Source organism: Enterobacter cloacae complex sp. FDA-CDC-AR_0164, assembly GCF_003071645.1.
Lineage (GTDB): Bacteria > Pseudomonadota > Gammaproteobacteria > Enterobacterales > Enterobacteriaceae > Enterobacter > Enterobacter ludwigii.
Window position 1 is genome coordinate 551,421 of record NZ_CP028950.1, and the last position, 13,940, is coordinate 565,360.

The window sequence follows — 13,940 nt, forward strand, 5'->3', positions numbered from 1 at the left end:
CGATATCGGCTTATTTGCTGTTACAGTCTTTGCCCGCAACAAACTTCGCGTCTTTATCTGCCACCAGCGTTTTCACCAGCTCTCCGCTATCCGGGTTCGGCTCCAGCGTAAAGTGACCATCTACCGTCAGCAGGACAGGCTTGCTGTCATTGCCACGCGCAACAGCGTAATCACGCTCCAGCTGCGCATTGTTCGCCACGCTGGTTTTCTTGCCGGTGGCGCAGTCGGTAAAGATCGCCGCATCCGCCATATAGAAATACATCCCACGCATTGGCATTGGCGTTGCAGGCAGGGCCGCTTTCACCGGGGCCAGCGTATAGTTGAATTGGGACTCAATCGGATTGCCTTCGCGGTCGAGCATCTCCATCCCTTCACCTTTGGCGCGGAAATAGGTTTTCTCACCGGTGGTATCCGTCAGTACCAGCTTCTCAGCCGTACGCGCCCATGTCCCGTAGCTCGCAAAGGAAGATGGTTCTTTCGCGCCCTGATAACGCTGGTTCATAACCCAGGTACCATCTTTCTGCAGGAACAGTGACGTTTCAATGCCCTCGCAGTCGGCACACGGTAAAACGCCGCGCCAGCTCTGCTGCATTGGTTTTAACTCTTCATTCTGCGCAGGCTGCACGACCTGCGTTTCAGAACGGTTGTTACACCCGAAAAGCGCAAACAGCGTACTCACTGCCAGCGCTGACAATAATGCTTTTTTCACAATGAATTCCTTATGAAATTGTGTTCCTTTTCGTCACTCCGTAGGGCGACGAACTTTACCGCGTAGTGCTTTCACTGTGGATTTTTGGGCCTTCGACGATAGCCGACGCTCTTTCGATGCGCGGGTCGGTCGCGTTGCCCGACGGCTTTTTTGCACTGCCGTTAATTCTTTAATCATCGACACCAGTCTGGCAATCGCCGCTTCGCGGTTCAACTCCTGGCTGCGGTACTCCTGCGCTTTAATCACAATCACGCCATCACTGGTGATCAGATGATGGCTGGCAGCGAGCAGGCTTTCTTTGTAATACTCTGGCAGGCTGGAGGCCCGAATGTCAAAGCGCAAATGGATAGCCGTTGAAGCCTTGTTAACGTGCTGTCCACCCGCCCCCTGAGCACGGATGGCGGTGATCTCCAGCTCATTGTCAGGGATACTAACGTTTCGGGACAAGACAATCATGGCGCTGGCTGCCACGCCGTCAAATGAATTTCCAGATTATTCTGAGAATCAGAAAGCCAGATAGCACCGTCCTGAATTGTGGCCTGCAGGACCATCGTCCGGCTGGCAAACTCGCTCAGCTTCGCCAGCTGCTCATCGTCCAGATACCAGACGGTAAGATTGGCAAACTGCCCGCACTTGCTCTTGCTTTGCTGCCACCAGATTTCCGCAGCACGTTGATTATACGCGAATAACGCCACGTTAGCGGACTGCGTGCAGGCCTTTTTAATGCGGCGCTCATCCGGCAGACCGAGTTCAATCCATAAATCGATACCCAGATGATCGTTGTGCAGCCAGGCCTCTGGCTCGTCCTCAGCGCTTAAGCCACGGCTAAATTGCAGACGCTCGTCAGCATACTTTATCCACGCCAGCAGGCGCAGCATCATGCGCTCCAGGGTTTCAGAAGGGTGGCGTGCCAGAGTGAGTGACGCATCCAGGAACTGGTTGCGGTCAAGATCTGCCACATTGACCACAGCTTTATAAATTGTCGCTTTCAGCGCCATGAGAGAACTCCTTTCGAATCAGGCGCACATTGTAGCGAAAAAGGAATAAAAAGGCTGTTCCCGGGTGAACATTCACCGGCTATCAAGGCGCTGATATTGCTTAAATGAGTATGGTATAGTCACCTTGCTAAACCGAGTTTATCTTCGTAGGCTTAATGATATCTCACAGTAAGTCAGTGCGCTGGCGGGAGGGGATGTGAATAATTATTGTGAGTTAATTCGCAAACGGTATGCGGAAATCGCCAGCGGAGATCTGGGGTATGTCCCGGACGCGTTGGGCTGTGTATTGAAAGTGCTTAATGAAGTGGCCTCTGATGAGGGCCTTTCAGAATCGGTCAGGGAAAAAGCAGCGTATGCTGCGGCGAATTTACTGGTGAGCGATTATGTCAATGAATGAAACTTATCAACCCATCAATTGTGATGACTATGACAACCTCGAACTCGCCTGCCAGCATCATTTAATACTGACGCTGGAGCTAAAAGATGGCGAAGTGTTGAAGGCAAAAGCCAGCGACCTGGTTTCGCGAAAGAATGTGGAATATCTGATAGTGGAAGATGCCGGGGCGACGCGTGAGCTACGTCTGGACAAAATTGCCAGCTTCAGCCACCCGCAAATCGGCACCGTTGTGGTGAGCGAATCCTGATGACACTAACGGGCAGCCCGGCTGCCCGTTACGCTTTCCACTCAAACTGCACGCCCGTGTCTGCCCACCCCTCTTGCGTAATGAATCCCCCTGCTGCTGCAATCAGCGTTTCACCGTAGAAAAGTAGCGGCGTGGTATCGCGTCGCCAGGGCGGCACATTGCTCTCCTGCCAGATTTTCTTCAGCTTCCGCCCTCCGTTGCGCCCGACAATATGCAGCAGTCCGCCCGCCTTAAAGCGCACGGTGACCGGCTCCCCGGGTTCAGGCAGACGCACATGGCCGGTTGGCACCAGAGACACACGCCCGGCATCACAGGGCAACAGCAGCGGTTCCGCAAGCGACGGCCAGTCGAGCACCCTGTCGGCGAGCGAGGGGGATGATTTAACCCACCAGAGCGCCCCTTTATAGCGTCTGACGTCGAAACCGTTCAGGTGCACACACGGCGTAGCATCTTCCCGTGCCAGGGCGACTTCATCCCAGAGACGAGCCAGCATTGCCCGCGACGGCATAGCGGCACCGTGAGAGGCCAGCCAGCGTCGTAACAATGCGGCCCGACGCGCCGGGCTCATCGCTTCCAGCGGTGCGATGGTAAGCGATCCCTGCGCGGTAATCAGTTCCGCCAGCACTTCGCTCAGCAACTCATCCAGCAGACTCTCCTGTTCAGCGCACAGCATGGCGCTGCGTGCTGCCGCTTCTGCAAAGTGCGGCCAGCGCTCGCTCAGAAGCGGTACGACACGCAGACGCAGGAAGTTACGGTCATAGCGGTCATCCTGGTTGCTTTCATCTTCAATCCAGCTCAGCCCGTGTTCCCGTGCCCACGTTTCCAGCGAGGCTCGCGTCTCGCCAAGCAGTGGGCGAAGGAGGTGCGATCCGGCGAAATCAGCCCGTTCTGGCATCGCGGATAGCCCCGCCGGGCCGCTTCCTCGTTTGAGGGCCAGTAATAACGTCTCGCACTGGTCATCGAGATGCTGCGCCGTGACCAGCGCTTCGTCAGGCTGTAATTCAGCGGCAAAAGCGGCATAGCGTGCTTTACGCGCCTGCGCCTCAATGCCCAGCCCCTCATCATGGAGATGTACACGTTCAACAGTCAGCGGGATCGCCCATGCTGCACACACCGCCTCGCAGTGTGCCACCCACGCATCCGCGTGCGGGCTTAACCCGTGATGAATGTGCATCGCCCGAAGCTGAATATCAGGCTCGTTGTCACGCCAGAGTTTGAGACGGTGGAGCAAAACGGTGGAATCCAGGCCACCGCTAAACCCCACCAACAGCTGGCGGTACGGTGAAACGGCTTGAGCAATCGCGGGTAGGGTCATAGAAAATCACACATAAAAATGCCCGAACTGAGCGGGCATTATCACACAGGGTGGAAATTACTGCTGGTAAAGCTCCAGCGGAAGGCCATCCGGATCGTTGAAAAAGGTAAAACGCTTGTCGGTGAACGGGTCGATACGAATCGCTTCGCACTTCACGCCGTGGGTCTCCAGATGTTTTACGGCGCGATCAATGTCGTCGACGCTAAAGGCAAGGTGGCGCAGGCCGCAGGCTTCCGGGCGGGACGGACGTGCTGGCGGAAAAGGAAAAGAGAACAGCTCAATCACATATTGCCCGTTTAAAGCGAGATCGCCTTTCCAGGAGTCACGCTCCTCACGGTAAGCCTCGCTTAACAACGTAAAGCCCAGAATATCGCAGTAGAAGGCCTTACTTTTTGCGTAATCGGTGGCAATGATCGCAATATGGTGAACCTGTTTTAAACCCAGCATAGCTTCTCCTTTTTATGATGCCTGAACGTTACAACCGACAACCCGGGCCTGGCAAGCTGTCGCCCTTATTTTAGGACTCGCACCCAGTAAACCCCTTGCTCATCGCGCTTCGCCCCGTGAATATCAGTCTCAAAGCCCGGATAGTGGCGACCCACTGAGCAGAGCATCAGCAGAAAATCGAGTACCGCCCGGCTCTCTTCGGTGATCATCTCCCCCGGCATCAACAACGGTACGCCCGGCGGATAAGGCAGGATCATGTTAGCCGACACGCGCCCGACCAGATTTTCCAGCTCAACGGTTTCAACCTCCCCTTTCACCTGACGTTGCCAGGCCTTGTGTGGGGTCAACTTCATCTCCGGTAGCACGTCAAACGCCTGCAGCATCAGGCGCGGCAGATCGTGCTGACGGATCAGCCGATGGATCCCCTGAGCCAGATCCTGAATGCGCATATTGCGGTAGAAGTCAGGATCTTCAGCATAAAGATCCGGCAGCATATTTTTCACCCGCAGGTTGAGATCGTAAGCGCGCTTAAACTCCATCAGTCCGCGCAATAAGCCCATCGCACGGGTTTTATCAATCCCAATACTGAACAGGAACAAGAGGTTATACGGGCCGGTTTTCTCCACCACTACGCCTCGTTCATCAAGGAATTTTGCCACCAGAGCAGCAGGAATACCTTCGTCACTCATCGTGCCCTGTTCGTCCATCCCCGGCGTCAGGATCGTCACCTTCACCGGGTCGAGGAACATATGGTCGGCGTCGGCATCGCGAAAACCGTGCCAGCTCTCGCCGGGTGAGACAGGCCAGCATTCGGCCTCATCAATCTCTTCGGGTTGCCAGATATCGAAGAACCAGCCGTCCGCTTCATCTTTAAGCCGCTGAACTTCTTTACGGAAATGCAGCGCCCGCTCTACAGACCGATTGATCAGACGCTTGCCCGGATTCCCGCGCAGCATTGCCGCCGCCGTTTCAATAGAGGCCACCAGCGGATAGCTTGGCGAGGTGGTGGTGTGCATCATAAAGGCTTCGTTAAACGTCTCTTCGTCGTACTCGCCTTTGATGTGAATAAGCGAGGCCTGAGAAAACGCGGCCAGCATTTTGTGCGTCGACTGCGTTTCGAAAAACACTTTGCCCGGCACGCGCTCACCGCTCATGCCGCTTTTTCCCGCGTAAATCGGGTGAAAGTTGGTGTATGGCACCCACGCGGAGTCAAAGTGGATCGACGGCACATCCAGCGTCTGCTTAATCCAGTTGGTGTTATAGAGCAGACCGTCATAGGTGGAGTTAGTGATGACCGCATGGATCGGCCAGCTTGCCCCCGGGATCGCCGCGACCTTATGTTCAATCGCGGCGTGGCTAAATTCACGACGCGGGATCCCGCCGAGGATCCCAAGCGCGTTTCGCGTCGGGGAGAGCCATAACGGCACGACATCGCTCATCATCAACAGATGAGCCAGCGACTTGTGGCAGTTACGGTCAATCAGCAAGGTGCTGCCGGCGGGTGCGGCGTACATTCCGACGATTTTGTTTGATGTCGAGGTGCCGTTGGTCACCATATAACTCTGCTCGGCACCAAAAGTCCGGGCAATGTATTCTTCAGCTTCCAGGTGCGGTCCGGTGTGATCGAGCAGCGATCCGAGTTCAGTGACGGAAATCGACACGTCCGCTTTAAGCGTGTTGCCCCCGAAGAAATCATAGAACAAACAACCCACCGGGCTTTTTTGATAGGCCGTCCCTGCCATATGGCCTGGCGTGCAGAAGGTGTATTTGCCTTCTTTGACGTAAGTGAACAGCGCACGGGTAAACGGTGGCGTGATGTTATCGAGATATTCACCGGTGTACTGCTGAATACGGGTCGCAATATCTTCCGCGACACCGAGTGAGTATTCAAAGAACCACAGCGCCATTCGCATATCATGAGCGCTCACGTCCATTGTCGAGTGGGTATTAATAAAAGCGTACAGCGGGAGATATTCGTTCAGCTTATTGATATCGCTGCACAACTCCATGTCGTACTCGTCCCAGTCGAAGATCACGCCACAGATGCGAGGGTTGTGCTCGATAAATTTCAGCAGGTCGGCGCTATTGTGCGGCCAAATCAGCTGGTACCCGCGGGACTGAAGGGCGTGCTCCAGCTCCTTAATGGGCTCGTCTTTATAAAAGACGCCGTGCGGCCCCATAATGGCGATGATGTTCACGGTTTACCTCCTTGAAAAACATTAGCTAAGCATAGTTAAGGTAAACGGCAGGCATAAAAAAAGCCGCAACAATGTGCGGCTTTTAGGATAATTGTGAAGCTTACGCGTAACCGTAGGTCATCAGACGCTGGTAACGACGGTTGAGCAGATCTTCTGTGCTCAGGACATCCAGGTCCGCCAGGTCTGCCAGCAGCTGCGCTTTCAGGGAAGCCGCCATCACTTCCGGCTTACGATGCGCGCCACCCAGAGGTTCAGGGATCACGGAGTCGATCAGCTTCAGCTCTTTCAGACGTGGGGCAATGATGCCCATCGCTTCTGCAGCCAGAGGCGCTTTATCGGCGCTCTTCCACAGAATAGAGGCACAACCTTCCGGTGAGATAACGGAATAGGTGCTGTACTGCAGCATATTCACTTTATCGCCCACGCCAATCGCCAGCGCACCACCGGAACCCCCTTCACCGATCACGGTACAGATGACCGGCACCTTCAGGCGAGACATCTCGCGAAGGTTACGCGCGATGGCTTCTGACTGGCCACGCTCTTCCGCGCCCACGCCAGGATACGCACCCGGGGTGTCGATGAAGGTGATGATTGGCATCTTGAAACGCTCAGCCATCTCCATCAGACGCAGGGCTTTACGGTAGCCTTCTGGTGCCGGCATACCAAAGTTACGACGAATTTTCTCTTTGGTTTCACGGCCTTTCTGATGACCAATGATCATCACCGGGCGCCCGTCCAGACGTGCGATGCCGCCGACGATAGCTTTGTCGTCAGCGTAAGCGCGATCGCCTGCCAGTTCGTCAAATTCGTCAAACGCCAGGCGGACATAATCCAGGGTGTACGGACGCTGTGGATGACGCGCCAGCTGGGCGATCTGCCATGCGCCGAGATCGGCAAAGATTTTGCGCGTCAGTTCTACGCTTTTCTCACGCAGACGATGCACTTCTTCATCGATGTTAATATCCAGTTTTTCATCCTGACGGCTTACCGCTGTCAGAGAATCGATTTTCGCTTCCAGCTCAGCAATCGGCTGTTCGAAATCAAGGAAATTCAGACTCATAGTATTCCTGTATTAGTCAAACTCCAGTTCCACCTGCTCCGAACCAATGAGGCCACGGAGATCGTTAAGTAAACGATCGCTCGGAGAGACACGCCACGTTGCACCAAAGCGCAACCGCGCACGTGCATCCGCCCTCTGATAGTAGAGATGTACTGGAATTGTCCCCGAGCGGTGGGGTTCCAGAGACTGACGGAGTCGGTTTAAAAGCTGGTCATCAATTTGCCTGTCCGTCAGCGAGATAGCAAGCCCGCGAGCATATTTTTCCCGGGCTTCGTCAATGTCCATCACTTCGCGGGCGGTCATTTTAAGCCCCCCACTGAAGTCATCAAAGCTGACCTGTCCGCTGACGATAAGTATGCGGTCTTTTTCCAGCAAATGCTGGTATTTATCCAGCGCGTCGGTGAACAACATCACCTCCAGACGCCCGGAACGGTCATCCAACGTACAGATGCCGATACGATTGCCGCGCTTGGTGACCATAACCCTTGCAGCAATCACGAGCCCCGCAGCCGTGGTGATTTTACCACGTTCTGTCGGATGCATGTCTTTCAGCCTGTAGCCTCCGACATAGCGCTCAATTTCTTTGATGTACTGGGTGATGGGGTGCCCCGTCAGGTATAAGCCTAACGTTTCACGCTCTCCATCCAGCACCACCTGTTCTGGCCACGGCTGGCAGCTGGCATAAGACTGCTCTATCTGCTCTGGCTCTTCCGCCAGTACGCCAAACATATCCGCCTGACCGATCGCTTCCGCTTTGGCGTGCTGATCAGCCGCTTTCAGCGCATCGCCGAGAGAGTTCATCAGCGCGGCGCGATGCGGCCCCAGCCTGTCGAACGCGCCGGACATGATCAGTTTTTCGAGCACGCGGCGGTTCAGTTTTTTGGTGTCCGTACGGGCGCAAAGATCGAACAACTCGCGGAAATAACCGCCGTTGTTACGCGCTTCGAGGATCGCCTCAATCGGGCCTTCACCCACGCCTTTGATCGCGCCAATCCCGTAAACAATTTCCCCGTGCTCGTTGACGTGGAAATGATAGAGACCGGAGTTGATATCCGGCGGCAGGATCTTAAGCCCCATGCGCCAGCACTCATCGACCAGGCCAACCACCTTCTCGGTGTTGTCCATATCGGCAGTCATAACCGCCGCCATAAATTCAGCAGGATAGTGCGCTTTCAGCCACAGCGTCTGGTAAGAGACCAAAGCATAGGCAGCAGAGTGGGATTTGTTAAATCCGTACCCGGCGAATTTCTCTACCAGGTCAAAGATTTTGATCGCCAGCTCGCCATCAATACCGTTTTTTCTTGCGCCTTCTTCGAAGGTGCCGCGCTGCTTGGCCATCTCTTCCGGCTTTTTCTTACCCATCGCACGACGCAGCATGTCCGCGCCGCCAAGGGTGTAGCCAGAGAGCACCTGGGCAATCTGCATAACCTGTTCCTGGTACAGGATAATGCCGTAGGTTGGCTCCAGAACGGGCTTCAGGCACTCGTGCTGCCACTGCACATCCGGATAGGAAATCTCTTCACGCCCGTGCTTACGGTCGATAAAGTTATCTACCATCCCTGACTGTAGCGGGCCCGGACGGAACAGGGCCACCAGTGCGATCATATCTTCGAAGCAGTCAGGCTGCAGGCGCTTAATCAAATCTTTCATGCCGCGGGATTCAAGCTGGAAGACGGCGGTGGTCTCCGAGCGCTGCAGCATGTCGAAACTTTTCTTATCATCAAGCGGGATGGCCGCGATATCCAGCGGCGGCTCGCCGTTCTTCTCGCGACGGGCGTTGATCATCTCCAGCGCCCAGTTGATGATGGTGAGCGTACGCAGACCGAGGAAGTCAAACTTCACCAGCCCGGCGTATTCGACGTCGTTCTTGTCAAACTGGGTGACCGGATGCTGGCCCGCTTCATCGCAGTATAGCGGCGCAAAATCGGTGATTTTGGTCGGCGCGATAACCACCCCACCCGCATGCTTACCGGCGTTACGCGTGACGCCTTCCAGCTTGCGGGCCATGTCGATCAGCGCTTTAACTTCTTCATCGGCTTCGTAGATTTCTGGCAGCTGTGGTTCAGCTTCAAACGCTTTTGCCAGCGTCATACCTGGGTCAGGTGGCACCAGTTTAGAGATACGATCGACAAAACCATACGGATGCCCCAGTACACGGCCAACGTCGCGAATAACCGCTTTCGCTGCCATCGTACCGAAGGTAATAATCTGCGATACCGCGTCGCGGCCGTACATGTCCGCCACGTGTTCAATAACCTGGTCGCGTTTCTCCATGCAGAAGTCGACGTCGAAGTCGGGCATCGAGACACGTTCCGGGTTAAGGAAACGTTCGAACAGCAGGTCAAATTCCAGCGGGTCGAGGTCGGTAATTTTGAGTGCATAGGCTACCAGCGAGCCCGCACCGGAGCCACGCCCCGGTCCAACCGGTACGCCGTTATCCTTCGACCACTGGATAAACTCCATAACGATCAAGAAGTAGCCCGGGAAACCCATCTGGTTGATCACCTGGAGTTCAATATCCAGGCGCTCGTCATATTCTGGACGACGCTTTTTACGCTCTTCTTCATCCGGGAAGAGGAATTCCAGACGCTCTTCGAGGCCTTCTTTTGACTTCATGACCAGGAAATCTTCCGTGGTCATGTCCCCGGTCGGGAACTGCGGCAGGAAGTATTCGCCAAGGCGCACGGTGACGTTACAGCGTTTGGCTATCTCTACGCTGTTCTCCAGCGCTTCCGGGATATCGGAGAAGAGTTCGCACATCTCCTCTTCATTGCGCATGTACTGCTGCGTCGAGTAGTTACGTGGACGCTTCGGATCGTCAAGCGTGAAGCCATCATGGATCGCGACGCGAATCTCATGCGCGTCAAAATCGCCAGGCTCAAGGAAACGCACGTCATTGGTTGCCACCACGGGCAGGCCGCGTTCTTCAGCCAGCGCAACCGCGGCGTGCAGGTAACTCTCTTCGTCCTGCCGACCGGTGCGGATCAGCTCAAGGTAGTAACGATCCGGGAAATGTTCTTCATAGAACGACACGCACTGATCCACCAGCGCACTGTTGCCACGCAGCAGACATTTGCCGACATCACCCATACGGCCGCCGGAGATCAGCAGCAGCCCGTCGTTCAGCTCAGCCAGCCAGTCCCGGTCAATCCACGGCCCCAGTGCGCCATAGCCGCGCTGATAGGCTTTGGAGATAAGCAGAGTAAGGTTTTGATACCCTACGTTATTCATCGCTAACACGGAGATTTGCGTCAATTCATCGCCGATAAGATCGCTTTGGACGTGAAAATCCGCGCCAACGATGGGTTTCATCCCCGCGCCATGTGCCGCTCCGTAGAACTTCACCAGGCCACACAGGTTGGTAAAATCGGTGATCGCCAGCGCAGGCATGCCAAGCGAGGCAGCCTTTTTTACCAGCGGCCCGGTCTTCGCCAGCCCATCGATCATGGAGTAGTCGCTATGCACCCGCAGGTGTACGAAACGTGGTTCAGCCATCTTCAGATTCCGCGTTACTTAATTGCTTGCGTATTGATTCAGGACACCAGTCCCAGCGCGCGTTTCACCGGGCCAAAGCTGCGTCGGTGATGTTCAGTTGCGCCATGTTCAGCCAGCCTTTCCAGATGAAAGGCCGTTGGATAACCCTTATGCTGGGCGAAGCCATACTGAGGGTAAGTGAGGTCCAGCGCGGCCATTTCGGCATCACGCGTCACTTTGGCAATGATAGAAGCCGCACTGATTTCTGCGACCCGGCTATCGCCTTTCACCACCGCCATTGACGGCATCGGCAATGCAGGGCAGCGGTTTCCGTCAATCAGGACATACTCCGGAGTAATTTTCAGACCCGCCACCGCACGCTGCATCGCCAGCATAGTGGCATGCAAAATATTGAGTTCGTCGATCTCATGCGGCTCTGCACGCCCCAGGCTCCAGGCCAGCGCCTTTTCCTGAATCTCACTAAACAGCGCCAGACGGCGCTTTTCAGACAATTTTTTAGAGTCGTTTAACCCGATAATCGGGCGAGCAGGATCGAGGATCACCGCAGCGGTCACCACTGCACCCACTAACGGGCCACGACCGACTTCGTCCACACCCGCCACGAGGTGGGTGTGAGGATAAATAAATTCCATCATTTTGCTAACTCCAGCACCGCTTCAGCCGCTTGTTCATCGGCATTACAGCGGATCTGCTGATGCAGTTCGCGGAACGTATCATGCATCTGGTGGCTGGTTTTGCCATCGGCCAGTAGCGGTAACAACGCATCGGCCAACGCCTGCGGCTCGCACTCATCCTGCAGAAGTTCTTTCACCAGCTCGCGCCCGGCAAGCAGGTTTGGCAGAGAGACATAGTCCGTTTTCACCAGACGTTTCGCCAGCCAGAAGGTGAACGGCTTCATGCGATAGCCAACCACCATCGGGCACTTCGCCAGCATACACTCCAGCGCAGCGGTGCCCGAGGCCAGCAGTGCGGCGTCGCTTGCGACCATCGCCTCACGGCCCTTCCCGTCCAGCAGATGAACATGGAGATCCGGAGCAACCTCCGCCTTGATGCGCTCAAACTGCTCGCGACGTTTTGCATTCACCAGCGGCACAACCACTTCGAGGTCAGGATAGGTCTTGCGAAGGATTTGCGCCGTTTTCAGGAAGTCCGCGCTGAGCATCTCGACTTCTGCACCACGGCTGCCGGGCAGCAGTGCCAGACAGTGCGCATCATGGGGAATACCCAGCACATCGCGCGCCGCGTTTTTATCCGGATCCAGCGGCATTGCATCCGCCATGGTATGACCGATAAAACGGCACGGAACATTAAATTTGTCGTAAAACGCTTTTTCGAAAGGCAGAAAAGCCAGCACCAGGTTGGTTGACCGTCCGATTTTGAAAACGCGTTTCTGTCGCCACGCCCAGACGGACGGACTGACATAATGAATGGTTTTGATGCCCTTCTGTTTCAGATTCCCTTCGAGGGTAATGTTGAAATCCGGTGCATCGATACCGACAAACACATCGGGTTTGAGTTCGGTAAAGCGACGGGTGAGATCGGCACGAATGTGCAGCAGACGACGCAGGCGACCCAGCACCTCAACGATGCCCATCACAGCCAGCTCTTCCATTTCATACCAGGCTTCACAGCCTTCGGCCTGCATCAGCGGGCCAGCAACGCCTACAAAGCGTGCATTGGGTACCCGGGCCTTGAGCGCGCGGATAAGACCTGCACCAAGAATATCGCCGGAGGTTTCTCCGGCGACCAGGGCTATCGTAAGCGGACGACTGTCGACCATTAACGAATCAGACCCCTTGTGGAACGGTCAAAGAACGTCATGAACTCGTTCACTTCAGGGTGCTTTTCCGCCAGCTCGGCAATTTCCGGCTTCGCCTCTTCCAGCGTTTTACCGCTACGGTACAACAGCTTGTACGCGTTGCGGATTGCAGTAATCGCTTCGCGGCTAAAGCCACGACGCTTGAGGCCTTCGATGTTCACGCCAAACGGCGTGGCATGGTTACCCTGCGCAATGACGAACGGTGGGACATCCTGCGCCACACCGGAGCATCCGCCGACCATCACGTGTGCACCAATGATGCAGAACTGATGGACTGCGGTCATGCCGCCAATAATTGCGAAATCATCTACCGATACGTGTCCTGCCAGCGTTGCGTTGTTGGCAAGAATACAGCGGTTACCTACCGTACAGTCGTGCGCGATATGCGCATTAACCATAAACAGGTTGTCGCTGCCCACCTTCGTCAATCCACCACCCTGTACTGTTCCACGATGAATGGTGACGCTTTCGCGAATGCGGTTACGATCGCCGATTTCCAGACGGGTCGACTCACCAGCATATTTAAGATCCTGGTTTACTTCGCCGATGGAAGCGAACTGATAGATCTCGTTATTGCAGCCAATAGTCGTATGACCATTCACGACAACGTGAGATTTCAGTACTGTACCCTCACCAATTTCGACATGGGGTCCAACAATACAAAATGGGCCAATATGGACGTTAGCACCAATGATGGCACCGACTTCCACAATGGCGGTAGGATGAATAAAGGCGGATTTATCAATCACGTATCAAGACTCCCGGCTACGAGCACACATCATAGTCGCTTCGCAAACAACTTTGCCGTCAACCAGAGCTACGCCTTTGAAGCGAGTCAGGCCGCGACGCGTTTTTTCAAAAGTGACTTCCATGATCATCTGATCACCAGGCACGACAGGACGCTTGAAGCGCGCTTCATCGATACCCGCGAAGTAGTACAGCTCACCCGGCTCCAGTTTGCCCACGCTTTTAAACGCAAGAATACCGGTAGCCTGTGCCATCGCTTCCAGAATCAACACACCCGGGAAGATAGGTTTACCCGGGAAGTGTCCCTGGAAGAACGGCTCGTTCACGGAAACATTTTTCACTGCGCGCAGAAAACGACCTTCTTCAAAATCCAGCACACGGTCTACCAGCAAAAACGGGTAGCGATGCGGCAGAAGTTCTAAAATCTCTTCAATATGCAGAGTATGAGTGTCAGTAGTCAAAATACTCTTCCTGTCAAAATGTACTGATAAAAATAATAACACGGCCT

The 13,940-nt window shown here is 55.0% G+C and carries 14 protein-coding genes; 2 read left to right on the plus strand and 12 right to left on the minus strand.

Annotated elements, in window-relative coordinates; genetic code table 11:
* Positions 1–10: 10 nt before the first annotated feature.
* From nlpE to AM410_RS02760, 3 genes are read right to left on the minus strand one after another with little or no spacing between them, the layout of a single operon-like run.
* The gene (nlpE, locus tag AM410_RS02750; protein WP_108647481.1) at positions 11–709 is read right to left on the minus strand and encodes an envelope stress response activation lipoprotein NlpE; all 699 of its coding nucleotides are present in this window, start codon (positions 707–709) and stop codon (positions 11–13) included.
* Positions 710–742: 33 nt separating this feature from the next.
* Complete coding sequence (gene arfB, locus AM410_RS02755; RefSeq protein ID WP_020882624.1) at positions 743–1,165, minus strand: alternative ribosome rescue aminoacyl-tRNA hydrolase ArfB; 423 nt, start codon at positions 1,163–1,165, stop codon at positions 743–745.
* Positions 1,162–1,707 carry a YaeQ family protein gene (locus AM410_RS02760; protein ID WP_108647483.1) on the minus strand — a complete coding sequence of 182 codons (546 nt, stop codon included), beginning with the start codon at positions 1,705–1,707 and terminating at the stop codon, positions 1,162–1,164. The genes arfB and AM410_RS02760 overlap by 4 nt, the downstream gene beginning before the upstream one ends.
* Before the next feature lie 196 nt (positions 1,708–1,903).
* Between AM410_RS02760 and AM410_RS02765 the strand changes: the two genes are divergently transcribed.
* Positions 1,904–2,104 (plus strand): YaeP family protein, encoded by a 201-nt coding sequence (locus AM410_RS02765; protein WP_014168721.1) that lies wholly within the window; start codon positions 1,904–1,906, stop codon positions 2,102–2,104.
* Positions 2,091–2,351 carry a Rho-binding antiterminator gene (rof, locus tag AM410_RS02770; protein ID WP_014168720.1) on the plus strand — a complete coding sequence of 87 codons (261 nt, stop codon included), beginning with the start codon at positions 2,091–2,093 and terminating at the stop codon, positions 2,349–2,351. Before AM410_RS02765 ends, rof begins: the two co-directional genes overlap by 14 nt.
* A 28-nt stretch (positions 2,352–2,379) precedes the next feature.
* On the opposite strand, the gene tilS is transcribed toward rof, so the two are convergent.
* From tilS to fabZ, 9 genes are all read right to left on the minus strand, one after another.
* Complete coding sequence (tilS, locus tag AM410_RS02775) at positions 2,380–3,666, minus strand: tRNA lysidine(34) synthetase TilS (RefSeq protein WP_108647484.1); 1,287 nt, start codon at positions 3,664–3,666, stop codon at positions 2,380–2,382.
* A 57-nt stretch (positions 3,667–3,723) separates the two neighbouring features.
* A complete protein-coding gene (locus AM410_RS02780) occupies positions 3,724–4,113 on the minus strand; it encodes a VOC family protein (RefSeq protein WP_014168718.1) in 390 nt (129 codons plus the stop codon).
* A gap of 65 nt (positions 4,114–4,178) precedes the next feature.
* Positions 4,179–6,311 (minus strand): lysine decarboxylase LdcC, encoded by a 2,133-nt coding sequence (locus AM410_RS02785; protein WP_014168717.1) that lies wholly within the window; start codon positions 6,309–6,311, stop codon positions 4,179–4,181.
* Between the two features lie 100 nt (positions 6,312–6,411).
* The gene (gene accA / locus AM410_RS02790; protein WP_014168716.1) at positions 6,412–7,371 is read right to left on the minus strand and encodes an acetyl-CoA carboxylase carboxyl transferase subunit alpha; all 960 of its coding nucleotides are present in this window, start codon (positions 7,369–7,371) and stop codon (positions 6,412–6,414) included.
* A 12-nt stretch (positions 7,372–7,383) separates the two neighbouring features.
* Positions 7,384–10,866 (minus strand): DNA polymerase III subunit alpha, encoded by a 3,483-nt coding sequence (gene dnaE, locus AM410_RS02795; protein WP_014168715.1) that lies wholly within the window; start codon positions 10,864–10,866, stop codon positions 7,384–7,386.
* A gap of 38 nt (positions 10,867–10,904) precedes the next feature.
* Positions 10,905–11,501 carry a ribonuclease HII gene (gene rnhB / locus AM410_RS02800; RefSeq protein ID WP_014168714.1) on the minus strand — a complete coding sequence of 199 codons (597 nt, stop codon included), beginning with the start codon at positions 11,499–11,501 and terminating at the stop codon, positions 10,905–10,907.
* Positions 11,498–12,646 carry a lipid-A-disaccharide synthase gene (gene lpxB / locus AM410_RS02805; RefSeq protein ID WP_020882621.1) on the minus strand — a complete coding sequence of 383 codons (1,149 nt, stop codon included), beginning with the start codon at positions 12,644–12,646 and terminating at the stop codon, positions 11,498–11,500. The genes rnhB and lpxB overlap by 4 nt, the downstream gene beginning before the upstream one ends.
* Positions 12,646–13,434 carry an acyl-ACP--UDP-N-acetylglucosamine O-acyltransferase gene (gene lpxA / locus AM410_RS02810; RefSeq protein WP_020882620.1) on the minus strand — a complete coding sequence of 263 codons (789 nt, stop codon included), beginning with the start codon at positions 13,432–13,434 and terminating at the stop codon, positions 12,646–12,648. The genes lpxB and lpxA overlap by 1 nt, the downstream gene beginning before the upstream one ends.
* A gap of 3 nt (positions 13,435–13,437) precedes the next feature.
* Positions 13,438–13,893: a 3-hydroxyacyl-ACP dehydratase FabZ gene (gene fabZ / locus AM410_RS02815; RefSeq protein ID WP_010426706.1), complete on the minus strand. Its 456-nt coding sequence runs from the start codon at positions 13,891–13,893 to the stop codon at positions 13,438–13,440.
* Positions 13,894–13,940 lie beyond the last annotated feature (47 nt).

Bases quoted from the DNA above. Each gene is read 5' to 3' on its own strand.
- rof (WP_014168720.1), top strand. From the start codon at position 2,091: ATGTCAATGAATGAAACTTATCAACCCATCAATTGTGATGACTATGAC.
- lpxB (WP_020882621.1), bottom strand. From the start codon at position 12,646: ATGGTCGACAGTCGTCCGCTTACGATAGCCCTGGTCGCCGGAGAAACC.
- accA (WP_014168716.1), bottom strand. From the start codon at position 7,371: ATGAGTCTGAATTTCCTTGATTTCGAACAGCCGATTGCTGAGCTGGAA.
- dnaE (WP_014168715.1), bottom strand. From the start codon at position 10,866: ATGGCTGAACCACGTTTCGTACACCTGCGGGTGCATAGCGACTACTCC.
- arfB (WP_020882624.1), bottom strand. From the start codon at position 1,165: ATGATTGTCTTGTCCCGAAACGTTAGTATCCCTGACAATGAGCTGGAG.
- AM410_RS02760 (WP_108647483.1), bottom strand. From the start codon at position 1,707: ATGGCGCTGAAAGCGACAATTTATAAAGCTGTGGTCAATGTGGCAGAT.
- AM410_RS02780 (WP_014168718.1), bottom strand. From the start codon at position 4,113: ATGCTGGGTTTAAAACAGGTTCACCATATTGCGATCATTGCCACCGAT.
- tilS (WP_108647484.1), bottom strand. From the start codon at position 3,666: ATGACCCTACCCGCGATTGCTCAAGCCGTTTCACCGTACCGCCAGCTG.
- rnhB (WP_014168714.1), bottom strand. From the start codon at position 11,501: ATGATGGAATTTATTTATCCTCACACCCACCTCGTGGCGGGTGTGGAC.